Origin of the sequence: Kitasatospora sp. NBC_01539 (assembly GCF_045040525.1) — a bacterium.
Classification (GTDB): Bacteria; Actinomycetota; Actinomycetes; order Streptomycetales; family Streptomycetaceae; genus Kitasatospora.
The window spans coordinates 4,584,894-4,607,647 of the sequence record NZ_CP109390.1 but is presented as its reverse complement, the minus strand read 5'-3'; the positions used below and the strand labels follow the sequence as shown (position 1 = coordinate 4,607,647).

At 75.3% G+C, this 22,754-nt stretch carries 27 protein-coding genes; 11 read left to right on the top strand and 16 right to left on the bottom strand.

Annotated elements, in window-relative coordinates:
• Positions 1–63: 63 nt before the first annotated feature.
• Positions 64–1,044, top strand: a complete 981-nt coding sequence (locus tag OG335_RS19920; protein WP_405012476.1) for a DUF5926 family protein — start codon at positions 64–66, stop codon at positions 1,042–1,044.
• A 288-nt stretch (positions 1,045–1,332) separates the two neighbouring features.
• On the opposite strand, the gene OG335_RS19915 is transcribed toward OG335_RS19920, so the two are convergent.
• Positions 1,333–1,983 carry a bifunctional DNA primase/polymerase gene (locus OG335_RS19915; RefSeq protein WP_405012475.1) on the bottom strand — a complete coding sequence of 217 codons (651 nt, stop codon included), beginning with the start codon at positions 1,981–1,983 and terminating at the stop codon, positions 1,333–1,335.
• Positions 1,984–2,445: 462 nt separating this feature from the next.
• On the opposite strand from OG335_RS19915, the gene OG335_RS19910 reads away from it, so the two are divergent.
• Together OG335_RS19910 and OG335_RS19905 are read left to right on the top strand one after the other, a co-directional pair.
• Complete coding sequence (locus OG335_RS19910) at positions 2,446–3,918, top strand: PP2C family protein-serine/threonine phosphatase (protein WP_405012474.1); 1,473 nt, start codon at positions 2,446–2,448, stop codon at positions 3,916–3,918.
• Positions 3,919–4,085: 167 nt separating this feature from the next.
• Complete coding sequence (locus tag OG335_RS19905; protein WP_405012473.1) at positions 4,086–5,579, top strand: aminopeptidase P family protein; 1,494 nt, start codon at positions 4,086–4,088, stop codon at positions 5,577–5,579.
• A gap of 514 nt (positions 5,580–6,093) precedes the next feature.
• On the opposite strand, the gene OG335_RS19900 is transcribed toward OG335_RS19905, so the two are convergent.
• On the bottom strand, positions 6,094–6,282 hold the full coding sequence (locus OG335_RS19900; RefSeq protein WP_405012472.1) for a hypothetical protein: 189 nt from the start codon (positions 6,280–6,282) through the stop codon (positions 6,094–6,096).
• 160 nt (positions 6,283–6,442) lie between these two features.
• On the opposite strand from OG335_RS19900, the gene OG335_RS19895 reads away from it, so the two are divergent.
• Positions 6,443–7,420, top strand: a complete 978-nt coding sequence (locus tag OG335_RS19895) for a helix-turn-helix domain-containing protein (protein WP_405015457.1) — start codon at positions 6,443–6,445, stop codon at positions 7,418–7,420.
• Between the two features lie 29 nt (positions 7,421–7,449).
• On the opposite strand, the gene OG335_RS19890 is transcribed toward OG335_RS19895, so the two are convergent.
• On the bottom strand, positions 7,450–8,214 hold the full coding sequence (locus OG335_RS19890) for a MerR family transcriptional regulator (protein ID WP_405012471.1): 765 nt from the start codon (positions 8,212–8,214) through the stop codon (positions 7,450–7,452).
• 159 nt (positions 8,215–8,373) lie between these two features.
• Between OG335_RS19890 and OG335_RS19885 the strand changes: the two genes are divergently transcribed.
• Complete coding sequence (locus OG335_RS19885) at positions 8,374–9,174, top strand: aquaporin (RefSeq protein WP_405012470.1); 801 nt, start codon at positions 8,374–8,376, stop codon at positions 9,172–9,174.
• Here OG335_RS19885 and OG335_RS19880 read toward each other — a convergent pair.
• The 7 genes from OG335_RS19880 to OG335_RS19850 form a co-directional block, all read right to left on the bottom strand.
• Complete coding sequence (locus OG335_RS19880; protein ID WP_405012469.1) at positions 9,063–9,617, bottom strand: flavodoxin family protein; 555 nt, start codon at positions 9,615–9,617, stop codon at positions 9,063–9,065. The genes OG335_RS19885 and OG335_RS19880 overlap by 112 nt on opposite strands.
• A gap of 100 nt (positions 9,618–9,717) precedes the next feature.
• Positions 9,718–10,152: a PPOX class F420-dependent oxidoreductase gene (locus tag OG335_RS19875; protein WP_405012468.1), complete on the bottom strand. Its 435-nt coding sequence runs from the start codon at positions 10,150–10,152 to the stop codon at positions 9,718–9,720.
• A gap of 54 nt (positions 10,153–10,206) precedes the next feature.
• Entirely contained in the window at positions 10,207–10,488 is a 282-nt protein-coding gene (locus OG335_RS19870) for a hypothetical protein (RefSeq protein ID WP_405012467.1), read from the bottom strand.
• Between the two features lie 208 nt (positions 10,489–10,696).
• A complete protein-coding gene (trxA, locus tag OG335_RS19865) occupies positions 10,697–11,053 on the bottom strand; it encodes a thioredoxin (RefSeq protein ID WP_405012466.1) in 357 nt (118 codons plus the stop codon).
• A 9-nt stretch (positions 11,054–11,062) separates the two neighbouring features.
• Positions 11,063–11,506 (bottom strand): MerR family transcriptional regulator, encoded by a 444-nt coding sequence (locus OG335_RS19860; RefSeq protein ID WP_405012465.1) that lies wholly within the window; start codon positions 11,504–11,506, stop codon positions 11,063–11,065.
• A 29-nt stretch (positions 11,507–11,535) separates the two neighbouring features.
• On the bottom strand, positions 11,536–11,949 hold the full coding sequence (locus OG335_RS19855; protein WP_405012464.1) for a cupin domain-containing protein: 414 nt from the start codon (positions 11,947–11,949) through the stop codon (positions 11,536–11,538).
• A 69-nt stretch (positions 11,950–12,018) separates the two neighbouring features.
• Positions 12,019–12,486, bottom strand: a complete 468-nt coding sequence (locus tag OG335_RS19850) for a MarR family winged helix-turn-helix transcriptional regulator (protein ID WP_405012463.1) — start codon at positions 12,484–12,486, stop codon at positions 12,019–12,021.
• Between the two features lie 125 nt (positions 12,487–12,611).
• On the opposite strand from OG335_RS19850, the gene OG335_RS19845 reads away from it, so the two are divergent.
• Positions 12,612–13,022: an organic hydroperoxide resistance protein gene (locus OG335_RS19845; protein WP_405012462.1), complete on the top strand. Its 411-nt coding sequence runs from the start codon at positions 12,612–12,614 to the stop codon at positions 13,020–13,022.
• Positions 13,023–13,114: 92 nt separating this feature from the next.
• On the opposite strand, the gene OG335_RS19840 is transcribed toward OG335_RS19845, so the two are convergent.
• From OG335_RS19840 to OG335_RS19830, 3 genes are all read right to left on the bottom strand, one after another.
• Complete coding sequence (locus tag OG335_RS19840; RefSeq protein ID WP_405012461.1) at positions 13,115–13,873, bottom strand: sporulation protein; 759 nt, start codon at positions 13,871–13,873, stop codon at positions 13,115–13,117.
• Positions 13,874–13,967: 94 nt separating this feature from the next.
• Positions 13,968–14,906, bottom strand: a complete 939-nt coding sequence (locus OG335_RS19835; RefSeq protein WP_405012460.1) for a M56 family metallopeptidase — start codon at positions 14,904–14,906, stop codon at positions 13,968–13,970.
• A gap of 9 nt (positions 14,907–14,915) precedes the next feature.
• A complete protein-coding gene (locus OG335_RS19830) occupies positions 14,916–15,428 on the bottom strand; it encodes a BlaI/MecI/CopY family transcriptional regulator (protein WP_405012459.1) in 513 nt (170 codons plus the stop codon).
• A gap of 238 nt (positions 15,429–15,666) precedes the next feature.
• Here OG335_RS19830 and OG335_RS19825 point away from each other — a divergent pair, with 238 nt between their 5' ends.
• Positions 15,667–16,242: a TerD family protein gene (locus OG335_RS19825; protein ID WP_405012458.1), complete on the top strand. Its 576-nt coding sequence runs from the start codon at positions 15,667–15,669 to the stop codon at positions 16,240–16,242.
• Between the two features lie 24 nt (positions 16,243–16,266).
• Here OG335_RS19825 and OG335_RS19820 read toward each other — a convergent pair whose 3' ends face one another.
• The 3 genes from OG335_RS19820 to OG335_RS19810 form a co-directional block, all read right to left on the bottom strand.
• Positions 16,267–17,157, bottom strand: coding sequence for a GNAT family N-acetyltransferase (locus OG335_RS19820; protein WP_405012457.1), 891 nt, complete (start codon positions 17,155–17,157; stop codon positions 16,267–16,269).
• Positions 17,158–17,253: 96 nt separating this feature from the next.
• A complete protein-coding gene (locus OG335_RS19815; protein ID WP_405012456.1) occupies positions 17,254–17,751 on the bottom strand; it encodes a hypothetical protein in 498 nt (165 codons plus the stop codon).
• Between the two features lie 215 nt (positions 17,752–17,966).
• A complete protein-coding gene (locus OG335_RS19810) occupies positions 17,967–18,875 on the bottom strand; it encodes a BTAD domain-containing putative transcriptional regulator (RefSeq protein ID WP_405012455.1) in 909 nt (302 codons plus the stop codon).
• A 324-nt stretch (positions 18,876–19,199) separates the two neighbouring features.
• Here OG335_RS19810 and OG335_RS19805 point away from each other — a divergent pair, with 324 nt between their 5' ends.
• The 4 genes from OG335_RS19805 (at position 19,200) to OG335_RS19790 (ending at position 22,673) form a co-directional block, all read left to right on the top strand.
• On the top strand, positions 19,200–20,714 hold the full coding sequence (locus OG335_RS19805) for a vanadium-dependent haloperoxidase (RefSeq protein ID WP_405012454.1): 1,515 nt from the start codon (positions 19,200–19,202) through the stop codon (positions 20,712–20,714).
• Between the two features lie 27 nt (positions 20,715–20,741).
• The gene (locus OG335_RS19800) at positions 20,742–21,281 is read left to right on the top strand and encodes an HPP family protein (RefSeq protein ID WP_405012453.1); all 540 of its coding nucleotides are present in this window, start codon (positions 20,742–20,744) and stop codon (positions 21,279–21,281) included.
• Between the two features lie 113 nt (positions 21,282–21,394).
• The gene (locus OG335_RS19795; protein WP_405012452.1) at positions 21,395–22,261 is read left to right on the top strand and encodes a sulfurtransferase; all 867 of its coding nucleotides are present in this window, start codon (positions 21,395–21,397) and stop codon (positions 22,259–22,261) included.
• On the top strand, positions 22,254–22,673 hold the full coding sequence (locus tag OG335_RS19790) for a cupin domain-containing protein (protein WP_405012451.1): 420 nt from the start codon (positions 22,254–22,256) through the stop codon (positions 22,671–22,673). The genes OG335_RS19795 and OG335_RS19790 overlap by 8 nt, the downstream gene beginning before the upstream one ends.
• Positions 22,674–22,754: the final 81 nt, after the last annotated feature.

Here is a 22,754-nt window from a genome sequence, read left to right as displayed (position 1 = left end):
CGGCGGCGGCCCGGAATCTCAGTAGGCTTCCGGTGCACTGTCGCCGTACCCGGGAGCCCCACCATGGCCAAGAAGGCCGCGAAGTCCTCGTCCGAGCCCAGCACCTCCACCGCCACGGGCGAGATCCCGGTCGTCGGCGCGCGGGAGAAGTGCCCCTGCGGTTCGGGCCGCCGTTACAAGGCGTGTCACGGCCGGGAGGCCGCGCACGCCGTGCAGGAGCTGGTGCACCGTCCGTTCGAGGGCCTGCCGGGCGAGGCCGACTGGGTCGCGCTGCGCGAGCTGGTGCCCGCCGCGACCGTGCCGCTGACGCTGGCGGCCGGGGTGGCGGACGGCGCCGTCGGCGAGGTGCCCTCGGTGACGCTGGCGACCGTCCTGCCGCTGGCCTGGCCGGCGCTGCGGCGCGCGGACGGCTCGGTGCTGCTGGGCCTGCAGACGCAGTCGAGCTCCGGCGACCTGAGCCGCGACCTGGGCGACGCCCTGGAGCTGGCGCTCGCCACCGAGCCGGGCACTCCGGTGCCGGCCCGCCGCACCGTGCCCGGCGGCCGCCGCCTGCAGGACATGCTCGACACCGCGGCCGCGTTCGACCCGGCCGTGCACACCGGCTTCGAGTTCTGGCTGGAGGACGCGGAGGCGGCCTCCGGTGAGGTGGCCGCCTCCCTGGAGCGGGCCAACGCCTCGGCGATCCCGACCGAGAAGGTCGCCGGCGTGGACGCCGCGTACTGGTGCGGCACCCCGGACAAGAACCACCTGCGCTGGGTGATGACGGTGCCGGAGGAGAAGCTGCTGGACGCGCTCGCGCGGCTCTCCGCCGCCGGCCTGTCCTCGCTGGGCGAGGGCACCAAGCTGGTCGGCTCGTTCCGGGCGCACGGCCTGACGGTGCCGGTGTGGGACCTCCCGGTGGAGTTCTCGGCGGACGACTGCGAGAAGCCCGCTGCGGAGTTCGCGGAGCGGCTCGCGGGTGCGCTGCAGGAAAGCGCTCCCCTGAGCGCCGAGGAGCGCCGGTCCCGCGCGAACCTGGTGAACCGTCAGGTCACCCTGAACTGACGGAGATGTGACTCCCGTCACATTTGCGGCGGGAGGACGGAGAATCCCAGGTCGGCCGGGGACGGACAAATTGGCTCCCCGCCGGATCTTTGTTACTGTTTAAACAGTCCGGTCGCTGGTGCATCCCCCGTCGCCAGCGGCCGGATTTTCCATTGTCCGGTGCAGAACGCGCTCCCCGGCCGCGCCCGTCGACCGGTTGCCGCGCGCACCGGCCCCACCGGCCATGCCGATCGGCGCACGGAGCCCCACCGGCCGGACGATCGGTCCTCGGCCCGGGCCCGCACCCCGTCAGTTCGGCAGTCGACTGCCGTCCGGCTCGGCCGAGCTCGCCGCGATCAGCCCCTCCAGCAGCGTGCCCACCTGAGGGAGCCACAGCCCGCCCTCCACCGGGGGTGACACCCAGTGCACCGCGCCGGCCCCGCCCTGCGAGGGCGGCAGCATCACGTACCCGCCGGGCCCGTGGTACCGCAGCGAACCGGGCACCCAGGGGCGCTCGGCCAGCAGCCCGCCGAGCTCCTCCAGCGTGAACGGCGCCACGAGCAGCGCGCACCGGGAGGGCGTCGCCAGCACCGGGCCGACCGGCACCCCCAGCTCCGCGAAGTACGCGAGCACCCGCACGCCCGCCGCGGCCGGCAGGCTCACCGCGCAGACCGTACGGCCCGTGGCGACGAGCAGCGGCGCCCCGGGCGACCGGCTCTCCCACCACCACTGGACCATCCGCCCGTCGGTGGTGGCCGCCGCCAGCGGGGGGTCGTGCGGATGGGCCCCGGGCTGCGAGCAGCGCGGGTCCTCGCAGGAGCACGGCCCGAACACCCCCCGGGCCGCACGGGCGCCGGGCACGACCGGCCATCCCCGCTCCGCCGCCTCCAGCGCGGCCACGAGCAGCGCGCCCTGCTCCCGGCGGCGGCCGCCCGGCCACCGCAACTGCATCCGACGCATGGGCGCTCGTTCCTCTCCGCGACCGTGGGGCTCGGGACGGCCGGACGGCGGGGCCGCGACCGGCGTGAGATGAGGGAGGGTCATCGGAACGACGCCCCTGGAACGAGAATCCCCCATACGGCCGGATGGACGCGCCCCACGGGCCGTTGGTTCCACCGTACGAGTGAGTCGGACCCGGCCCGGAGGGCCGCCGGGAGGCGGAAGCATACGATCCGGACCACCGGTTGACCGGTCGTCAGCCGAAGCGGCCGCGCAGGACCGCCCCGGGCCTGCTCCGGCATGCCCGCCGGCTGCCGCGACGGGCCGCGGAAGCGGGAGGCACCGACCTCGTCACGCTTCTGGACATGCCCCGATCGGCCTGTGTACAAGTGGTGGATTGCTGCCGACTAGTGAGATAGCAATCGTTTGGTCCGGCTCTCGGGGTTCCTGCGTGACACGTACCAGTATGTGGGGAGTTGCGACATGACCGACGCCCAGCCGAGCGGACTGGCGGTGTCCGGCGGGGCGCCGTCCGGCCCGGCGGCGCGCGGGACGGCCCAGACGGCGGGCGGGACCGCCGCGGCGGTGTGCCCCCCGGCGCCCGCGGGCGGCGTGCTGGCCCCGGCCGCACCCCTCTCCGAGCTGCTCGGCACGGAGTTTCCCGGCGAGGACGACGCCGCGGGGCTGCAGGACCGTTTGGCCGGATGGCTGTCCGATTTCACGAGCCTGCACGAGCACATCGAACTCCTCGCCCGGGCCCGTGGCCTGGACGCCGCCCTCGCCGCCGTGCTGGAGTCCGGGGCCGCCCTGCTCGGCGCCCGCCGCGGCCTGATCACCACCACCGCCCGCGGCGCCGGACGGCCCGTCGGCCTCGGGCTCGACCGCTGCGGCATCGGCTGCCTGGAGACCGTGCCCGTCGAGCACGGGCCCTTCGCCGGACTGCTCGGCCGGGCCGGCACCGGCGGCCGCCTCCTCGTCGCCGACCTCGCGGCTGACCCCGCCGTCGCACCGCGGTTCCGCGAGGTGGCCGCCCATCTCGGCCTCGGCGCCTGCTTCGCACTGCCGCTCGGCACCGGCGACGACGGCCCGCTCGGCGCCGCCGCGTGGTTCTACGACGAGCCCGCCGAACCCAGCGAGCGGCGCCAGCAACTGGTGCGCCGATACTGCGAGTTCGCCGCCCCCGTCCTGGCCGGCCAGCTCGCTGCCGACCGCACCCGGCGCGCCACCGACGCCCTTCGCCGCGGCCTGCTGCCCGACCGCCTCCCCGTGCTGGACGGCGTCCGGCTGGCCGCCCGCTGCGTGGCCGCCGGCCTGGAGAACGCCACCGGCAGCGACTGGTACGACGCCGTCGAACTCCCCGACGGCACCCTGGCCGTCACCGTGGGCAGCGTCTTCGGCGACGGCCCCGGCGCCGGCCCGGCCTCCGCCCCCGGCGCGGCCGCCGCCATGGGACGCATCCGGGCGGCGCTGCGCGCCTACGCCGTGCTGGAGGGCGAGGACCCGGTCTCCGTCCTCGGCGACCTCGAACTGCTCCTCAAGACCACCGAACCCGCCCGCACCGCCACCGCCGTCTACGGCTGGGTGGAGCCCGCCGAGCGCCGCATCACCCTGGCCGGCGCCGGACACTGCCCGCCCATCCTCGTGAACCGGGACGGCGCCTCCTTCGTCGAGACCTCCCTCTCGGCCCCGCTCGGCGTGCTCAGCTGCTGGGAGGCGCCCGGCGTGGAGCTCACCGCCGAGCCCGGCGACCTCCTCGTCCTCTACACCGAGGGCATGGCCCGCCGCTGCGGCCCCACCCTGCACGCCGGGCAGTCCGTGCTGCGCCGCGCAGCCGCCGACGCCCCGCGCGACGCCCGGCTCGACCCCGACCGGCTCTGCGCCCACCTGCTGGAGGCCACCGGCGGTGCCACCACCGGCACCGACGACCTCGTGCTGCTGGCCCTCCGCTTCGGCTGACCCGGCGGCCCGGCGGCCCGCGGCCCGGCCCGCGGGCCGCCGCCGAACGGATGTCCGACACCCGTACGGCCCGTTCGGGCCGCCCTCGTACCATGGGGGCACGGCCGCCCACGCACCTCGCGATCCGAGATGTCCGGGGCGGCATTACGCGCAAGGAGGCGACGTACGTGACCGAGGACCGCACTCCGGCTGTGTCCGACAACCCCGAGGGCCTGGCCGCCGACGAGGAGGACGAGCCGATCAAGGGCCGCAAGAACGGCCTGTACGGCGAGATCTCCGACGAGCTCGGCACCTCGATGAAGTCCGGCTGGGCCGACACCGGGCTCCGCGGCCTCACCCCGATCGCCCAGGCCGGCCACGCCGCCGAGCGCCGGGCGAAGCTCTCCGCCCGTTTCCCGGGCGAGCGGCTGGTGGTCCCGGCCGGCAACCTGCGGGCCCGCGCCAACGACACGGACTACCCCTTCCGTGCCGCGAGCGAGTACGTGCACCTCACCGGCGACCAGACCGAGGACGCCGTGCTCGTCGCCGAGCCGAACGGCACCGGCCACGACTTCTCCCTCTACCTGCGGCCCCGCTCGAACCGCGAGAACGGCGAGTTCTGGCTCGACGGCCACGGCGAGCTGTGGGTCGGCCGCCGCCACAGCCTGGAGGAGGCGCAGGCCCTGCTCGGCCTGCCCGCCCGCGACGTCCGCAAGGCCGCCGAGGAGCTCGCCGCCGCGAACGCCGTGCCCACCCGGATCGTCCGCGGCTACGACGCCGCCCTGGAGGAGGCCCTCACGGGCGTCCTCGACGAGGAGCACGACGACGAGCTGAAGGTCTTCCTCTCCGGCCTGCGCCTGGTCAAGGACGCGTGGGAGATCGGCGAGCTGCGCGCCGCCTGCGACGCGACCGTCCTCGGCTTCACCGACGTCGTCCGCGAGCTCGGCCAGGCCGTCGCCACCTCGGAGCGCTGGATCGAGGGCACCTTCTGGCGCCGCGCCCGCGTCGAGGGCAACGACGTCGGCTACGGCTCCATCTGCGCCGCCGGCCCGCACGCCACCACGCTGCACTGGGTGCGCAACGACGGCGACGTCCGCCCCGGCGAGCTGCTCCTGCTCGACGCCGGCGTCGAGACGGACACCCTCTACACCGCGGACGTCACCCGCACCCTGCCGATCAACGGCCGGTTCGACGCCCTCCAGAAGAAGATCTACGAGGCGGTGTACGACGCGCAGGAGGCCGGCATCGCCGCGGTGAAGCCGGGCGGACGCTTCCGCGACTTCCACGACGCCGCGCAGCGCGTCCTCGCCGAGCGCCTGCTCGCCTGGGGCCTGCTCGACGCGTCGGTGTACGACGTCGAGAAGGTCCTGGAGCTCGGCCTGCAGCGCCGCTGGACCCTCCACGGCACCGGCCACATGCTCGGCCTCGACGTGCACGACTGCGCGCACGCCCGCCGCGAGCAGTACGTGGACGCGGTGCTGGAGCCCGGCATGGTGCTGACGGTCGAGCCCGGCCTGTACTTCCAGCAGGACGACCTGACCGTGCCCGAGGAGTACCGCGGCATCGGCGTGCGCATCGAGGACGACATCCTCGTCACCGCCGACGGCAACGAGAACCTGTCGGCCGGCCTCCCCCGCCGCGCCGAGGACGTCGAGTCGTGGATGGCGGGCCTCGCGGGCTGACCCGCACGGCACCGCACGCCTGCGCCGGACGGCCGGGCCCCGGTCGGGGCCCGGCCGTCCGGCGCAGGCGGCGGGGGTGGACGGCTAAGCCCCGACCGGGGTCCGGCCGGCGGAACAGGAGCACGACGGCGCGGATCGGGATGCGGCGCCCGGGCTCCGGGCGCCGTGCGGTGTGTCAGCGGCGGGCGCCGCGCCGGCCCCAGCCGGACATGCGGGTCGGCGTGGTGGTGTTCTTCGCATAGGTGGTGAAAACGGACGCACGCATGGCAAGACCCCCCAAGAGATCACTGCGGGTGTGGTGATGGGCGTGCGACGAGGCCCGCCGGTCGGCCCTGCCGGACCGGCGTCGTTCCCCCGAACCCTCGTCGTGGCGTGCCTGTATCCTCCCGGACGGGTGCAGTCGCCTCCCACTGCTTTTTCACAACCCCGCCGTGGGCCGGCGCCGACCCCTGGACACACCCTCAGACTACGGCCGGGCACTGACAATCCGGCCGCCCCGGGGCCCGGCCGGACCTCAGCGGACCAGGCCGAGATCGGCAGGGGTGGCGGTCTCCGGGTCGATCGGGCGGCGCCCCTCGGTGGGCCGGCCCTCCCGCACCCAGTACTCCAGGCCGCCGATCATCTCCTTGACCTCGCGGCCCAGGGCGGCGAGCTTCATCGCGCCCCTGGTGGAGCCGTTGCAGGCCGGGCCCCAGCAGTACACGGCGACGACTCCGATCCTCGCGCCCGGCCCTCGCCCGCGGACAGTGGCGTGGACGACTACACTCGCCGAGATCCCGCCAGTCCGGACGAGGGGAAGCAGCATGCCCGCGCAGCCGTCGAGCGGCCCGGTGCCCGTCACCGTCGGCCGCCGTCCCGAGCCCGTGCACACCGTCGCCGTGTACGCCTTCGACGGCATGTCGCCGTTCGAACTCGGCGTGGTGGTCGAGGTGTTCGGCCTGGCGCGGCCCGAGCTGGGCAGTCTGCTGACCGCCCCCTGGTACACGGTCGTGGTGTGCGCCGACGAGCCGGGGACACCGCTGAACGCCGTCGGCGGTTTCGGCCTGACCGCCCGCCACGGCCTGGACGAACTCGCCGCCGCCGACACGGTGATGGTCGTCGGCGTACCCAACGCCTTCAGTGGTGAGGTCTCCCCGGGCCTGGTCTCCGCCCTGCGGACCGCGCACCGGCGCGGCGCCCGCGTCGTCTCCATCTGCTCCGGCGCGTTCGCCCTCGCCGCGGCCGGCCTGCTCGACGGCCTGGAGGCCACCACCCACTGGCGCTACGCCGAACTGCTGCAGCGCCGCCACCCGGACGTCCGGGTCAACCCCGACGTGCTGTACGTCGACAACGGTTCCGTGCTGACCAGCGCCGGAAGCGCCGCCGGCATCGACCTCTGCCTGCACCTGGTGCGGCGCGACCACGGCGCCAGGGTCGCCAACACCGTGGCCCGCCGCTTCGTCGTGCCACCCCACCGGGACGGCGGTCAGGCGCAGTTCATCGAGGCCGCGGTGAAGCCCGTCGCCGACGAGGACGACGGCGTCGCCCGCTCCATGCAGTGGGCGCTCGACCGCCTCGCCCGGCCGCTCACCGTGCCGCTGCTGGCCCGCGCGGCGCGCATGTCCGACCGGTCCTACCTGCGGCACTTCACCGCCCGCAACGGCACCAGCCCGATGCGCTGGGTCACCACCCAGCGCATCGCGGCCAGCCTGCCCCTGCTGGAGGCGGGCACCGGCACGGTCGAGGAGGTCGCCGCGGCCGTCGGCTTCGAGAGCGCCGCGACCTTCCGCCACCACTTCGGCCGCACCATGCGGACCTCCCCCACGGCGTACCGCCGCGCCTTCTGCCGGGGCGTGGCCTGACGCACCGCCCCGCCCCCACCCGGTGACCGCTACGCGCCGTGGCGCTCGGCGTTGGCGAGGATGGCGTCGTGGAGCCATCGGGCCAGGCCGGGGGCGAGCCGGTCGTAGGCGGCGGTGAAGCGCGGGTCGGCGACGTACATCTCGGCGAGCCCGCGGTGGATGGCGTGGTGGCACGTGTAGAAGTGCCGGGTGATGTGTCCGCGGTGCTCCTCGGCGAGGGCCGCGGCCTGCTCCGAGCCGGCCGGCACGCCGGCCGTGAACGCCTCGGCGAGGCGGGAGTCGAGGGCGTCCGCGGCGGCCCTGACGCGCTGCCAGTCGGCCTTCGTGTAGCCGCCGGTGCGGCGCTGCGACTCCTTCCAGGGGTCGGTGCCGCCCCAGCGTTCCCCGGCCTCGTCCTCCCAGCTCTCCCGGTAGTCGCTCCCGAACACCTCGAACTTCTCCTCGGGTGTCAGCCGGATTCCCATCTTCTGTGCCTCCATGGCTCGTTCGACGGCCGCGGCGAGCTCCTGGAGGTGGCCGATCCGCTCCCCGACAAGCCGGCGCTGGCGGCGCAGGTGCTCGTTCGGCGAGAGGGTGCGGTCGTCCAGGATCGTCGCGATCTCTTCGAGGGGGAAGCCGAGTGCGCGGTAGAACAGGATCTGCTGCAGCCGGTCGAGGTCCGCGTCCTCGTACCGGCGGTAGCCGGCGGGGGTGCGGCCGCCGGGAGAGAGCAGGCCGATCGCGTCGTAGTGGTGCAGGGTGCGCACGGTGACGCCGGCCAGCCCGGCCACCTGGCCCACGGTGTGTCCGCCCATCGGGTCGTTCCCTCCTCGTGGCCTCCAGCCTCGGGCCTCACGGTGCGTGAGGGTCAAGCGCGGGCCCGTACGAGTCTCCGACCGGCGGTGCCGCGGGCGGGCCGGGGTTGGGCGCACCGGACAATTGTCGCCGCACGGCGGGCCGGACACGATGGCGGCATGACGACGAGACCCCTGGTGGGCCGGCTGGCGGCGGAGGCGTTCGGCACCGCGGTGCTGGCCGCCGTGCTGATCGGCTCCGGTGTGCGGGCGGCCGCGCTGAGCGGCGACGCCGGGGTCGGGCTCGTGGCGAACGTGCTGCCCTCGGTGCTCGCCCTGGCCGTGCTGCTGACCGTGCTGGGCCCGGTGTCCGGCGGCCACCTGAACCCGCTGGTGAGCCTGGCGGCGTGGTGGACCGGCCGCCGCCGGGGCGGCGGTGGCCTGCCCGGCCGGGAGCTGCCCGCCTACGCCGCCGCGCAGCTCACCGGGGCGGTGGCGGGTGCGGCCCTGGCGAACGCGATGTACGGCCGCCCGCTGCTGGAGGCCGCGGCGCAACGGCGGACGGGTGGTGCGCTGTGGCTGTCGGAGGCGGTGGCGACCGGGGTGCTGGTGCTGCTGGTGTCCGCCCCGGTGCGGGACGGCCGGGCCGGGTCGGTGCCGCTGGTGGCGGCGGGCTGGGTGGGGGCGGCCTGCTGGGCGACGTCCTCGGGGGGTTTCGCGAACCCGGCGCTGACCGCGGCGCGGTCGCTGAGCGACACGTACGCGGGGATCGCACCGGGGTCGGTGCCGGGGTTCGTGGTGGCGCAGACCGCGGGTGCGGTGCTGGGCCTGGCCTCGGGCGGGCTGCTCCTGCGGACGCCGCGGGCGGGTCAGGTCGCCAGGAAGGACTTCGCGCGGAGCAGGGCGTCCTCGTCGGCGAGCACGTCGCCGGGCCGGTTGCCGCTGCCCAGGAGCACGCCGCCCCAGCGCATCCCGAGGTAGTCGGCGGAGCGGCGCAGGGTGCCGACGAGGGGGTCCGCGTCGGAGGGGTCGGTGCCGGCGTAGGCGCTGACGCCGTAGAGGGTGCGGCCGGCCATGCGGGGCTTGAAGTCGGTGCCGGGCAGGCGCATCCAGCCGGACCAGTGGTCGAGGTAGAGCTTCACCGGGGCGCTGACGCTGTACCAGTACAGCGGGGAGACGATGACGAGGTCGGTGGCGTCGAGGGTGGCGTCGAGCAGGGTGCGGGCCTGGCCGGTCGGCTCGGGGTAGGCGCTGCCGTCGTGGCGGTGGTCGGTGAAGGGCGGGAGGCCGTCGAGGCCGAGCCAGCGCTGCTCGGAGCCCTCGGGGAGGTGTTCGGCGGCGCGGCGGGCGAGGAGTTCGGCGTTGCCGTCGGGTCGGGTCGAGCCGAGCAGGAAGAGGAGGCGGCGCTGGGCCTGGTCGGCCATGGGGGCTCCGGAGGTCGCGGCGGGCGTGGCCGGGACGGTGTCCCGCGTACGCGTGCAACAACGGGCAGCGCCGTGGTTCTTCCCCCCGGGCCCGGGCCGGTCAGTCCGAGATGCCGCCCTGCGCGTTGACCTGGTCGATGCGGATGCGGACGAGGAGTTCGCCGGGGACGCCGTTGCGGGCGCCGAACTCCTCGGCGCGGTGCTCGCCCATGTAGCGGGCGGCGATGCGCGTGGCCCAGTGCCGGAGTTCGGCCGGGTCCTCGGAGAGCGTGGCGGTGCCCTGCACCAGCACGAAGGAGAACGGCGGGCGCTCGTCGTCCACGCAGAGCATGACGCGGGGGTCGCGGGCGAGGGTGCGGCCCTTGACGGTGTCCTTGCCCGTGTTGAGCACGAGGTCGCCGCCGTCCACCAGGAACCAGACCGGCGCGACGTGCGGCCGGCCGTCGGCGCGGGTGGTGGCGAGTTTGGCGGTGCGGGTGCCGTGGCTGAGGAAGGAGCGCCACTCGGGCTCGGTCATCCGGGTCATGGCGTCCATCCTCGCGTCGGGGGGCGGCCGGGCCGCTGCGCCGCGCCGGGGCCGGTGGTGCGGTCAGTGCCGGCGTACGGTCCGGAAGAGCAGGGCGAGCCCGGCCGTCGTCAGGAGCAGCCCGGCCACGGTGACGGCCGGGAGCGCCGCGGGGGGCGCCCCGAGCAGCCGGGCGCCGGCGTTGACGGCTCCCGAGGCCCAGATCAGCAGCACGGCGACGGCGAGCGGCCGGCGGGCGCCCGGGCGGTCGCGCCACCGCGGCGGTGTCCAGCCGGCGAGCAGCGCGGCGGGGAGCGGCAGCATGACGGCGGAGTACGCGAGGAACAGGACGGCCTGGGTGCTCACCGCCGCACTCCCTGCTGGCGGCCGGTGGCGGACCACACGGAGTCGTCGAGCGGAGCGGGTGCGGCAGCGGGGCGGGTACGGTCCACGGGGGGCCTCCGGGGCAGGGTCGGACAACTCGCCGACCAGACTTCCCGGCACACCGTGGGTGAGCGTACCCGCCCTGCGGCGGCAGCGGAACACCTCGTGGGGTCGGATCGGTGACGGAAGGTCAGGCTCCGGGGACGGCGGGGAGGACGTCGGCGAGCTCGCGGAGGAGCCGGGCCTTGGCGCGGGCGCCGACCATGGTCTTCACCGGCTCGCCGTCGCGGAAGACCACGAGGGTCGGCATGGAGAGCACGCCGTAGCGGGCCTGGGTCTCCGGGTTGGTGTCGACGTCGACCTGGACGATGCGGATCCGGTCGGCCTCCTCACGGGCGACGGCGGCGAGCACCGGGGCGAGCATGCGGCAGGGCGGGCACCAGTCGGCGGTGAACTCGACCAGGACGGGCCCGTCGGCGGCGAGCACCTCGGCGGCGAAGGTCGCGTCGGTGACCTCGGCGACTCCTTCGATCTGTGCGACGGCCATGCTGTCTCCTCAGGCGTGGTGGCGGGTGGCGGGGTGCGGGGTGGCGGGGTGCGGGGCGAGCTCGCAGCGTGGTTCGGGGCCGCCGGGAAGGTCGGCGCCGGCTTCGAGTTCGGCGCGGGCGAGCTGGGCGGCGACCTCGTCGCGGACGGTGGCGAGGCGGGCGATGACGTCGTCGAGCTCGGCGAGCTTGGCGCGGTAGACGTCGAGCGAGGCGGGGCAGGTGTCGCCGGCCGGGTGCCCGGCCTGCAGGCACTCGACGAACGGCCTGGTCTCCTCCAGTTCGAAGCCGAAGTCCTGGAGGGTCCGGATCTGCCGGAGCAGCCGGAGGTCCTCCTCGTCGTACTCCCGGTAGCCGTTGCCGTTGCGCCGGGCGGGCAGCAGCCCGCGCGATTCGTAGTACCGCAGCGCCCGTGTGGTGGTGCCCGCCCGCCGGGCCAGTTCGCCGATCCGCATGTCTCCGACGGTAGACCTTGCCGCGGACGTCAACGCCAGCCCGGCCCCGGGAACGGGCAGGGGACGGGTCGGGCGAGCGGGCTGCCGACCGGCAGGACGTACGTGATCAGCAGGACGACGGGGTCGGTGCCGAGGTTGCTGCCGAGGTGCACGCGGTGCGGGCCGGCGGGCTCGACGAAGGCGCTGCCCGCGGCCTGGGTGAGCCGGGTGCGGTCGTGGAGGGTGCGGGTGAGGGTGCCGGAGCGCACCACGACGATCAGGGGGCCCGGGTGGTAGTGCCAGTCCGTGGAGGCGCCGGGGGCGAGGGTGACCTCCTGGACGGTCACCTCGGCGCGGCCGCCGACGCGGGCGGTGATGCCGGTGTCGCAGGTGCCGGCGGCGAGCAGGGTGCTGGTGATCCCGCAGGGTGCCGCGGGCCGGTCACCGGTCGGTGTACTGGTCACCGGTCCCCCCGGACGGTCGACTCCTGTGGACCCGTCAGATTATCCGACTCGTTCGGGGGCGTCCGGCGGTCAGCCCGCGGAGGCGGCGGCGTCGAGTGCCGTCGTGACGCGGCCGAGCAGCTGCTGCAGGCCGGTGAGCTCCTCCACCGACACCCCGGAGGCGGCGAGGATGCGCCGCGGCACGTCGGCGGCGCGCTCGCGCAGGGCGGCGCCGTCGGCGGTGAGCCGGACGGTGACGGAGCGCTCGTCCTCGGTGCTGCGCTCGCGGCGCACCCGGCCGGCCGCCTCCAGTCGCTTGACCAGCGGGGAGAGAGTGCCGGAGTCGAGGCGCAGCCGCTCGCCGAGCTGCTTGACGGGCAGGTCGCCGTGCTCCCAGAGCACGAGCATCACCAGGTACTGCGGGTAGGTCAGGTCGAGGTCCTTCAGGACGACCCGGTAGACGCCGTTGAAGGCGCGGGATGCGGCGTGCAGCGAGAAGCAGATCTGGTGGTCGAGGCGGAGCAGCTGCTCGTCCGGCACCGGGGGCGGTGTGGTCATGGCTCCAGGATAGCCGCGCCGCGGGCATGTGAGTTGTGCGCAATTGAATTGCGTGCTCTACTTATGGGGAAGGGCGGCCCGGGCTTCCGGCCGCCGAGCGGCTCCGAGCAAGGGACGGGTTCACCATGGACGCGCTGTACACCGCTGTCGCCACCGCCAACGGCCGCGAGGGCCGGGCCGTCAGCTCCGACGGGCAGATCGACCTGCCGCTGGCCATGCCCCCCGCGCTCGGCGGCAACGGGCAGGGCACCAACCCCGAGCAGCTCTTCGCGGCCGGCTACGCGGCGTGCTTCGCCAGCGCCCTGGGCCTGGTCGGCCGGCAGGCCGGGGTCGACACCGGCGAGGTCTCGGTGACCGCCGAGGTCGGCATCGGCAAGGACGGCGCGGGCTTCGGCCTCTCCGTCGTGCTGCGCGTCGAGGTGCCCGAGGCGCTCTCCGGCGAGACCGGTCAGCTGCTGGTCAAGCAGGCGCACGAGGTGTGCCCCTACTCCAGGGCCACCCGCGGCAACATCCCGGTGGAGCTCGTCGTCGAGTGACCCTCCGGGGCGACGGGAACGGCGGACGGCCGGGGCGCGCACTGCGCCCCGGCCGTCCGCCGTTCCGTCACGCGTGGGCCGCCGCCCGCCGCCTACAGCGCGGCGCGGATCCAGCCGTCGACCACGGCGGTCAGGTCCTGCTGCGCCGCCGCGTGCTCCAGGCGGTAGGTGCGCACCGCGTCGCCGCTGCTCAGGAAGCCGCGCTTGTCGAACTCCAGCACCACCTCGACGCCGTACGCGTCGGCGATGAAGGTCACCTCGATCTCGTTGCAGCGGTGCGCGTACTGCGGCGCCGCCTTGAACTCGATCTCCTGGTAGAAGGGCAGCGTCTGCCGGGTGCCGCGGATGTGCCCGGCCTCCAGGTCGGCCCGGGAGAAGCGGAAACCGAGGGCCAGCAGCCCGTCGAGGACCCGCTGCTGCACCGGCAGCGCCTCCACCGCGAGCGGGTCGACGTCGCCCTTGTCGAGCTGGCCCGCGATGTCGACCTCGGTCCGCACGCCGAGCACCATGCCGGAGAGGTGCTGCCCGCCGATCGCGGTCGCCGGGGTCTCGAACGGCACCGGGAACGAGAACGGCACCGCGCGGTGCTCGCCCGCCGCCAGCCGCAGCGGCCCGCTGACCACCGCGGACGCGAAGGTGCGGTCGGTGTGGCCCTCGTGGTCCTCGTACTCGACCTCGACACGGGCGATCAGGCTGAGCGTGATGCCGTTGATCTCGGCCTCGCGCTCGCCGCCGACCAGGTTGACCTGGCCGAAGACCGAGCCGCCGGGGCGGACGGTCGGCGTGGACAGCACCGTGTCCACGGTGGGTCCGCCGACGCCGAGAGCGCCGAGAAGCCGCTTGAACACCATCGGATGCACTCCTTGGGAGTCACGGGGGGTGAGGCGCTCGATCGTACTTCGCCCCTCCGCGGCCACCCGGGCCGAGGGGCACCCGGCCGGCGGCCTACCAGGGCGTGACGGCCTTCAGGACCAGCAGCAACGCCGTCGCCGCGTTCAGCGCGGACAGTGCCGAGGCCGCCGTGCCCGCAGCCGCGAGCATCGCCGCCCGGCCGGCCGGACTGTGCGCGGGCGGCCAGGACCGCCCCGGCGGCACCGGGCCGAGCAGCGCCGCCACCCGCCGCGGCACCGGGCCGGGCGCCGGGCCGGCGAACGCCGGCAGGTCCGGCCCCGCGGCGCCGCGGCTCACCAGCGCCGCCCTGGCGACCGCCCGCGCCGCCACCCGGCGGTCGCCCACCGCACCGGCGGCCTCCTCGTCGGCCCACCGCTCCGCGCCGTACGCCACCGCCCGGTGCAGCGGCCGCAGGAACGGGTTGACGCAGCCCGCCAGCCGGGTCGCCAGCAGGTAGCGGTGGTGCCGGTGCGCCAGGTGCGCCCGCTCGTGGGCCAGCAGCGCGGCCCGCTCGTCACCGGTCAGGTGCGCCAGCATGCCGGAGGAGACGACGACGCGGCCCGGCCCGCCGGGCAGCGCGTACGCGTACGGCAGTTCGTCGGGCAGCACCGCGACGCCGTCGCCGGACGGCAGCCCGCCGACCGCCCGGTGGGCCCGGGTGCGCACCCGCACGTGGCGCACCAGCGTGCGGACGACCGCGGCGGCCACCGCCGCGAGCATCACGGCGGCGCAGGCGTCCGTCTCCACGGGGAAGGGCACGAGGTCGCGCACCTCGGGGCCGGACCAGCCGTCCGGCAGCGGGTTGCCCGGGATCCGGGCGGTGCCGAGCACGCCGAGCAGGCCGAGGCAGAGGGCGCTGCAGCCTGCCATGGCGAGGCTGAAGCCGGTGAGCAGCCGGGTCGCGGCGCGCGGGTGCAGGTGCTGCTCGGCGAGCCGGGCGATCGGCAGCACGGTCAGCGGCAGGACGAGCGGGAGGAAGACGAAGACGCCCATCGCCCGGCCTCAGCCCTCACGGCCGTCCGGCGCGGCGGCCCCGGCTGTCGGACGACCGGTCTCCGGACGGCCGGTCTCGGCGTGCCCGGCGGCCGGGGGCCCGGTCTGCGCGGCTGGGACGGTCGGCGCGGCCGGGACGGCGTCGAGCAGCGCGCGAAGCAGCAGTTCGTCGTGTGGGAGGAGGGCGGTGACGAAGCTCGCCAGCACCGCGTCCCGGTCGCGTTCGCCGTCCAGCAGGCGGCGCATGCGCAGGGCGGCCAGCCCGGCGGCGTCCGCGGCGGCGAGCCAGAGGTAGGAGCGGCCGGAACGCGTCCGGGAGACCGCGTTCTTGGCGTGCAGCCGGGAGAGGATGGTGACCACGGTGGTGTAGGCGAGGACGCCGTCGAGGTGCTCCTGCACCCAGCCGGCGGTGGCCGGCCCGGGGGCCTGCCGCAGGACGGCCAGCACCTGGGCCTCCAGCTCGCCCTGGCCGCGGCGGCGGGCCCGGAAGCCCCCGCCGGGGGCGGGTCGTTCGTGGGCCATGGCGGCGCCTTCCTGTCCGTGCGGGCGGGGGCGGCGCCCTCCCGGCGGCCCGTCCGCCGGGCGGGCGGTGCGCGGGTCATCCTACTGAGCGGTCCTCCGGCGGGAGGTCGGACCGATGCGTCGTCAGGGTCCGTTCCGGGCAGCACCACCAGCTCTACAGTGCTGTAGATTCATGGCTCGCAGTGATCGAAGTCGGCCGGGCGCACGGGCCCGGCGCGCGCCTCCGGGAGGGAAAGCCATGGGAGTCTCGCTGGCCAAGGGCGGCAACGTCTCGCTGAGCAAGGAGGCCCCGGGCCTGACCGCGGTCATCGTCGGTCTCGGCTGGGACGTCCGCGCCACCACCGGAGCCGACTTCGACCTCGACGCCAGCGCCCTGCTGTGCGACGCCGGCGGCCGGGTGGTCTCCGACGAGCACTTCGTCTTCTACAACAACCTCACCAGCCCTGACGGTTCGGTCGAGCACAGCGGTGACAACCTCACCGGCGGCGGCGACGGGGACGACGAGCAGATCAAGGTCGACCTCGCCACCGTGCCGCCGACGATCACCAACGTCGTCTTCCCGGTGTCGATCTACGACGCCGACAACCGCCAGCAGAACTTCGGCCAGGTCCGCAACGCCTTCATCCGCGTCGTCGACCAGGCCACCGGCCGCGAGGTCGCCCGCTACGACCTCACCGAGGACGCGTCCAACGAGACCGCGATGGTCTTCGGCGAGCTCTACCGGCACGGCGCCGACTGGAAGTTCCGCGCCATCGGCCAGGGCTACGCCTCCGGGCTGCGCGGTATCGCCCTCGACTACGGCGTCAACGTCTGACCTCTAGTGTCCTGAGTCAGGACACTAGAGGTCCAGCCGGTAGTGGCAGGTGCGGTGCGTCGGACGGTAGCCCAGGGCCTCGTTGACGCGCCGCATCGGCACGTTGTGCTCCGCGGTGTCGGTCAGCAGACCGGCCAGTGCGGGGTGGCGGCGCCGCACGGCCCGGATCTGCTCCGCCTTCATCCACCCGGCCAGGCCGCGGCCCCGGTGTCCGGGCAGCACGCCGGTGCCGTAGTGCTGGGCGTCCCCGGTGCCGTCCCCGGGCACGACCAGCTCGGTGAAGGCGACCATCCCGCCGCCCTCCCCGGCCGGGCCGTCCGCCAGGACCGCCGTGGTGGTGAGGTGGTCGCCGCGCGCCGCGACGGCGGCCGCGGCGGACCGCAGCCGGTCCGCGTCCCACCGGACGGCGCCGAAGCCGGTGTCCCCCACCGGCATGTCGTCCATCGCCGGGCGAGCCGCGACGTACCGGTCGAGCAGGTCGTCCGGTACCGTGCCGTCCCACGAGACCAGCCGGTAGCCGGGGTGCGGCCGCTCCGCGAGAGCGGTCAGGGCGGCCTCGTCGGCCTCCGCCAGCGGGAGCCGGGCGGCCGCCAGCACCAGCACGCGGCGCAGCCCCCGCGCGGCGAGGAACGCCTCGCCGGGCCCGCCCTCGTCCGTCCCGGCGAGCAGGACGCTCCGGTCCGCCGCCCGGGCCGCGGCCGCCGCCGCGTCGAGCAGGAGGCCGCCGGTGCCGCGGCGCCGCTCGGCCGGGTGGACGGTCAGCTCCAGCTCGGCCAGGTGCCGGCGGTCGTCCCGGTCGGACGTCCGCAGGTACGCCGAGCCGACCGGCACGCCGTCCTCCTCGGCCAGCCACACCTCGCGGCGGGCACCGGGGGCGGCGGCGGGATCGGTCAGGGCGGTGAGGCGGATCGGCACGGGGGCTCCAGGCTGAGGCGGTGGACGGCCCGGTGACCGTAGGCGGCGCCGGGCCCGGCTGCAACCGGTTTGCGCCGGCCCGCCCCTCGGCCGGGCTCAGCCCGCGGCGGCCACCGCCTCCACCGGGCGCCGGGCGGAGCCGGTCGTCACCACCAGCACGGCGGCGAGCAGCACCAGGTTCTTCACCACGAACTCGCCCACCAGGGTGAGCATCAGCGGGTTGCCGCCGGCGAAGGCGGTGCCGGGCATCAGCACGAGCACGCCGAAGGTGCCGCACAGGTGCGCGCCGAGCACGGGCAGCGCGAGCACCAGCACGCGGCCGGTCAGCAGCCAGAGGCCGAGCGCGACCTCGAACCAGCCCAGCGCGGGCACGATCCAGCTGCCGGGGTGGCCGGGCACGGTGCCCGTCACCAGCACGGCGGCGGGACTGCGCTCCATCACCTTCAGGATGCCGAACCAGACGTAGAGCAGGCCGAGGCCGGCCCTGAGCAGGGTGAGGCCCCACCGGTGCAGGCCGGGGAGCAGGCGGTCGGTACGGGACTCCGGTGCGGGCACGACGGCGGGCAGCGGGCGGAAATCGGGGATCACGGTCACGGCGGCGTCCCTCCAGAACACGGCTGACGGTGGTGCGGGGCGGGCTGCGGCCGCCGGGCCCGCACCAGGACGGCGGAGCACGCGGGCGGCGGAGCGGGGCGTCACAGGGCAGCGCCGGGCCGCACGGGGCGGCACACGGGGTGCGGCGGGTGACGGCGGGCACGGTGACGTACGGGCGGTGGTGCGGGTCGGGCGCGGATCGGTCCGCGGGACGGTCAGGTGCCGTCCTGGCGGATCCCCGCCGGCCGGTGCAGGCTGCGCAGGCTGCGGACGGTCTCCGGCCGGTCCCCGTAAGGGCCGCCGGTACGGCCTGCGGTGTCGCGGCCGCCGCCGTCACGGCCGGCGAGCTCCCGGCGGAGCAGTTCCCGGTAGGACGTCCGGTAGGCCTGGGCGGCGATCCGGTTGCCCGCCGCCAGGTAGGCGGCGACGAGCGTCTCGTGGGCGCTCTCGCGCAGGTTGTCGGCCTGGATCGCGACGAGTGCCGCGTCGACGGCGGCCCCCACCCAGCCGGCCTGGACCAGCCGGAAGGAGAGTGCCTCCAGGGTGTGCAGGCGCTGTTCGCGCCAGCGGAGGCGGTGGTGGTCGAGCCAGTCCTCCTCCCAGTCGGGCAGCAGGTCGTGGCCGAAGTCGCAGCCCGCGGCCCGGCCGAGCTCCTCGGCGTCCAGGGGGAGCGCGAGGTTGAGCACCCGGGCCGCCGTGTCGCGCAGCGGGGTGAGGTCGGTGGTGACCTCCGGGGCGAGCCGGAGGCGTTCCCGGCCCTCGTGGAGCAGGTCGGTGCGGCTGCCCGGCAGGCGGTGCAGGGCGGTGCGCAGGGCGGCACCGGCGCGGCCCTGGTCGAGGCCGGGCCAGAGCACGGCGGCGGCCCTGGTGCGGGTGAGGCCGCCGGGTTCGACGGCCAGCAGGGCCAGCAGGCGGCGGGCGCCGATGCCCGGTTGCGCCTCCTCGCCGTCGATCTGCAGGGCGAAGCCGCCGAGCAGGTCGAGCCGTACTCCGGTGCCGGCGCGGTCGGCGGGGCACGGACGGTGTCCGTCGGTGCCGTCGGCGGCGCGCAGGGCGCGTGGTCGTTGTGGCGTGCGGTCGGCGGCGCTCCGGCGCGCCGGGCCCGCGGTGGCGACGGCTCGCATGCCGACGCCTCCTGGCAGTGCTTGGATCATGGCTTGCCCCCGTGTCCTTCACCTGCTTTCCACGCTAACGACCGGATGTCCACGGCTGCGAGCGCCATCGCCGCATTGCATGGGAGCCATAGAAGAAGCCGATCGGCCGGGTGGCGCGGGCCGATCGCATGAGCAGCGTCGATTCCGGCCCGAACAAATGTTTGACGGGACACGGTCACCCTCACGCAACACGGTGCAATGCTGCTGCAACGTGCATGCCACGAGCCGTCACATACCTTCCGCAAAAAGCCGCTTCCCCGCTTCCGGCCCGTACGCGAGAAGGACGACGCACCGATGACTCAGCCCATATCCCACCCCCGCACCACCCGCCGCCGGGTCATCGCCGCCGGCCTCGGCGCCGCGGGCGCACTCGCCCTGCCCGCGACCGGGCTGCTGCCCACCACCGGCGCCTGGGCCGCGGAGACCCGCACCGGCCGCCGCGCGCCCGGCACCCACCAGGTCAGCATCGTGGTCCGCTGGAACCAGGCCGTGATGGACGCGATCCTCGCGGAGTACAAGATCGCCGGCACCGTCTTCGGCCCGGCCACCGTCAACGCCCGCGCCCTGGCGGTCGTCCACAACGCCGTCTTCGACGCCTGGGCCTGCTACGACGCCCGCGCGGTCGGCACCCGCTTCGGCGGCGCGCTGCGCCGGCCGCGCCGCGAGCGCACCCTGGCCAACAAGAACGAGGCGATCAGCTACGCGGCGCACACCGCGATGCGCGACCTCTTCCCGAACCAGGCCCCCGCCGCCGACTCCTTCCTCCGCAGCCTCGGCTACGAGCCCGACGCGGTCGCCGGCCCCGACACCCCCGCCGGCATCGGCCGCCGCACCGCGCAGGCCGTGCTCGACTTCCGCCACCAGGACGGCGCCAACCAGGTCGGCACGCCCGCCTACGGCGACACCACCGGCTACGTCGCCCGCAACCAGCCGCAGGCGGTCTCCGCGTTCGACCCGGCGCTGGTCACCGCGCCCGAGCACTGGCTGCCGATGGTCGTCAACGGCAAGACCCAGAAGTTCCTCACCCCGCAGTTCTCCGTGATGACGCCGTTCGCGCTGACCCGGCCCGACCAGTTCTCCGTGCCCGCGCCGCCCGCCTACCCGTCGACCCGGCTCTCGGACGCCATCGAGGAACTGCTGGAGATCAGCGGGAACCTCACCGACGAGCGCAAGGCCATCGCGGAGTTCTGGCTCAACGCGGACGTCACCCCGCCCGGCGCCCAGCAGCTGTGGGGCCGCTTCGTCTCCGCCCGCGACTGCTACGGCGTCGACGAGGACGCGCCGCTCTTCTTCGGCCTCAACATGGCCGAGTGCGACGCCGCGATCGGCTCCTGGGCGATCAAGCGGCAGTTCGACTTCGCCCGGCCGTCCACCCTGATCCCCTACGACCGGCGCGGCCAGCAGATCCGCTCCTGGGGCGGGCCCGGCCAGGGCACCGTCACCATGGACGGCATCCACTGGCGCGCGTACGTGCCGGTGCCGCCGTTCCCGGCGACCGTCTCCGGCCACTCCACCTTCTCCGGCGCGGCCGCCGAGTTCCTGCGCCGCTTCACCGGCACCGACTCCTTCGGCGACTCGTACCTCTTCAAGGCCGGCACCTCCACCATCGAGCCCGGCCTCACCCCCGCCGTGGACGTCACCCTGACCTGGCCGACCTTCACCGCCGCCGCCGAGCAGGCCGGCATCTCCCGCCTCTACGGCGGCATGCACTGGAGCTTCGACAACGGCCCCGGGCTGGAGATGGGCCACAAGATCGGCCGAGTCGTCCACCGGAAGGCCCAGGACCTCCTCCACGGCTCGAACACCTGACTCCGCCACCACGGGAGCTGACCGACCATGACGAACCAGACCACCAACCGGCCGGCCGCCGCACCCGCCCCGGCCGCCCGGACCGGCGGCGGCCGCGCCCCGGCCTTCGCCGGCACCCGCGCCACCGTGGCCGGCACGCTGACCACCATCGTGTCGCTGCTGGTGCTGGCCGGGCTCGGCAAGGCCACCGGCTCGCTGCTGCTGATCGCGCCGCTGGCCGCCACCGCGATGATCATCTGCGCCAGCCCGGCCCTGCCGCCCGCCCAGCCCCGCGGGGTGCTGCTCGGCCAGCTCGGCTCGGCCCTGATCGGCTACGCGGCGGCAGCCGTCGCGGGCCACTCGCTGTGGACGGCGGCCGTCGCCGCAGGCCTCTCCGTCGGACTGATGGGCCTGCTCCGGGCCGTGCACGCGCCCGCCGCCGCCACCGCGGTGCTGGTCGTCGTGCAGCACCCGGCGCCCGTCCGCTTCCTGCTGCTGCTCGCGGCAGGCAGCGTCCTGCTGATCCTCGTCGGCCTCGCGGCCTCCCGGATCGGCGCGATCGGCAAGTACCCCACCTACTGGTGGTGACCGCACCCGCGGCGGGCCGACCCGGCCCGCCGTGCGGCGACGGCCCACCCGCACCGACCGGCCCCGCCGGACCCACCCGAGACAGCTGAGACACCGACAGGAAAGGAGAACCGATGGACCGGCACAGCACCCTGGTCGACTGCGACTGGGTCAGGGCCCACGGCTCCGACGAGGGCGTCGTCATCGTCGAGATCACCGACGGCGGCGCCAACCCCGCCGGCCGCATACCCGGCGCGGTGAGCCTCGACTGGACCACCGACCTCCAGGACCGCGTCCGCCGTGACCTCGTCGGCCCGGAGGCGTTCGCCGCACTGCTCGGCCGCCACGGCATCGGCCCGGACGACACCGTCGTCCTCTACAGCGGAAACAGCAACTGGTGGGCCGCCGCAGGCTTCTGGCAGTTCCGCCTGCACGGCCACCGTGAGCTGCGCCTGCTCGACGGCGGCCGGGCCCGGTGGGAGGCGCTCGGCGGCGACCTGACCGTCGAGGCACCCACCCGCACCCCCGTCGAGTACCCCGTGCGGCCCGCCGACGAGGCGCTGCGCGCCCGCCGCGACACCGTCATCGACGGCATCGGGGCGATCAACCTCGTCGACTGCCGCTCGCTGGAGGAGTACCTCGGCGAGCGCACAGCGCCGCCCGGCGTACCGGACGACCAGGGCGTGCGCCCCGGTCACGCGGAGTCGGCGCAGCACATCCCGTGGAGCGCCACCGTCCGCCCGGACGGCACCTTCCGTGACCGGGAGGAGCTGGAGGCGCTCTACTCGCAGCTCGACGAGGCCGCGCCCACCGTCGTGTACTGCCGCATCGGCTGGCGCTCCGCGCACAGCTGGTTCGTGCTGCACGAGCTGCTCGGCCGCGACGGCGTCGCCAACTACGACGGCGCCTGGCGGGAGTTCGGCTCCCTGGTGGCGGCACCCATCGTCGCCGGCCCGCTCCCCTGGGGCGTGGTCCGGGCCGCGGAGGTCTCCCATGCCTGACGTTACCGTCATGCGCGACGTGCTGCGCAACGGCTTCGACATGACCGACCTGCCGTGGGTCCCCTGGACCGAACCCGGCCGTGTCGGCGTCGAGTTCGTCGTGCTGTGGGGCCCCGACGCCGCCGAGGGGGAGGACTCCGCCGCGCTGCTGCTGCGCTTCCCGCCCGGCGCGCACGGCGACTTCCACGAACACCTCGGCCACGAGCTGATGCTGGTGCTCGACGGCGTGCTCGACCACAGCGACGGCCGCAGCTTCCACCGCGGCGACCTCGTCGTCGAGGACCCGGGCACCCGGCACCAGATGTCCAGCTCCGACGGGTGCACGGTGCTCGCCGTCCGCGCCCGCCCGGCCGCAGCCCGCCGCCCCGAGGACGGCGAGATCACCACCGGGGTCGGCGCAGCCGCCTCCTGACCGTACGCCCGGCACGGGCCGGGCACCGGGCGCGCACCACCACGCCGCGCCCGGTGCCCGGCCGCACGACGGGCGCCCCCG

Bases quoted from the DNA above. Each gene is read 5' to 3' on its own strand.
- OG335_RS19850 (WP_405012463.1), bottom strand. From the start codon at position 12,486: ATGACCACACCGCCCCCGGTGCCGGACGAGCAGCTGCTCCGCCTCGAC.
- OG335_RS19920 (WP_405012476.1), top strand. From the start codon at position 64: ATGGCCAAGAAGGCCGCGAAGTCCTCGTCCGAGCCCAGCACCTCCACC.
- OG335_RS19835 (WP_405012460.1), bottom strand. From the start codon at position 14,906: ATGGGCGTCTTCGTCTTCCTCCCGCTCGTCCTGCCGCTGACCGTGCTG.
- OG335_RS19845 (WP_405012462.1), top strand. From the start codon at position 12,612: ATGGACGCGCTGTACACCGCTGTCGCCACCGCCAACGGCCGCGAGGGC.
- OG335_RS19885 (WP_405012470.1), top strand. From the start codon at position 8,374: ATGACGACGAGACCCCTGGTGGGCCGGCTGGCGGCGGAGGCGTTCGGC.
- OG335_RS19805 (WP_405012454.1), top strand. From the start codon at position 19,200: ATGACTCAGCCCATATCCCACCCCCGCACCACCCGCCGCCGGGTCATC.
- OG335_RS19890 (WP_405012471.1), bottom strand. From the start codon at position 8,214: ATGGGCGGACACACCGTGGGCCAGGTGGCCGGGCTGGCCGGCGTCACC.
- OG335_RS19825 (WP_405012458.1), top strand. From the start codon at position 15,667: ATGGGAGTCTCGCTGGCCAAGGGCGGCAACGTCTCGCTGAGCAAGGAG.
- OG335_RS19840 (WP_405012461.1), bottom strand. From the start codon at position 13,873: ATGGTGTTCAAGCGGCTTCTCGGCGCTCTCGGCGTCGGCGGACCCACC.
- OG335_RS19790 (WP_405012451.1), top strand. From the start codon at position 22,254: ATGCCTGACGTTACCGTCATGCGCGACGTGCTGCGCAACGGCTTCGAC.
- OG335_RS19880 (WP_405012469.1), bottom strand. From the start codon at position 9,617: ATGGCCGACCAGGCCCAGCGCCGCCTCCTCTTCCTGCTCGGCTCGACC.
- OG335_RS19810 (WP_405012455.1), bottom strand. From the start codon at position 18,875: ATGCGAGCCGTCGCCACCGCGGGCCCGGCGCGCCGGAGCGCCGCCGAC.
- trxA (WP_405012466.1), bottom strand. From the start codon at position 11,053: ATGGCCGTCGCACAGATCGAAGGAGTCGCCGAGGTCACCGACGCGACC.
- OG335_RS19860 (WP_405012465.1), bottom strand. From the start codon at position 11,506: ATGCGGATCGGCGAACTGGCCCGGCGGGCGGGCACCACCACACGGGCG.
- OG335_RS19910 (WP_405012474.1), top strand. From the start codon at position 2,446: ATGACCGACGCCCAGCCGAGCGGACTGGCGGTGTCCGGCGGGGCGCCG.
- OG335_RS19875 (WP_405012468.1), bottom strand. From the start codon at position 10,152: ATGGACGCCATGACCCGGATGACCGAGCCCGAGTGGCGCTCCTTCCTC.
- OG335_RS19830 (WP_405012459.1), bottom strand. From the start codon at position 15,428: ATGGCCCACGAACGACCCGCCCCCGGCGGGGGCTTCCGGGCCCGCCGC.
- OG335_RS19800 (WP_405012453.1), top strand. From the start codon at position 20,742: ATGACGAACCAGACCACCAACCGGCCGGCCGCCGCACCCGCCCCGGCC.
- OG335_RS19915 (WP_405012475.1), bottom strand. From the start codon at position 1,983: ATGCGTCGGATGCAGTTGCGGTGGCCGGGCGGCCGCCGCCGGGAGCAG.
- OG335_RS19795 (WP_405012452.1), top strand. From the start codon at position 21,395: ATGGACCGGCACAGCACCCTGGTCGACTGCGACTGGGTCAGGGCCCAC.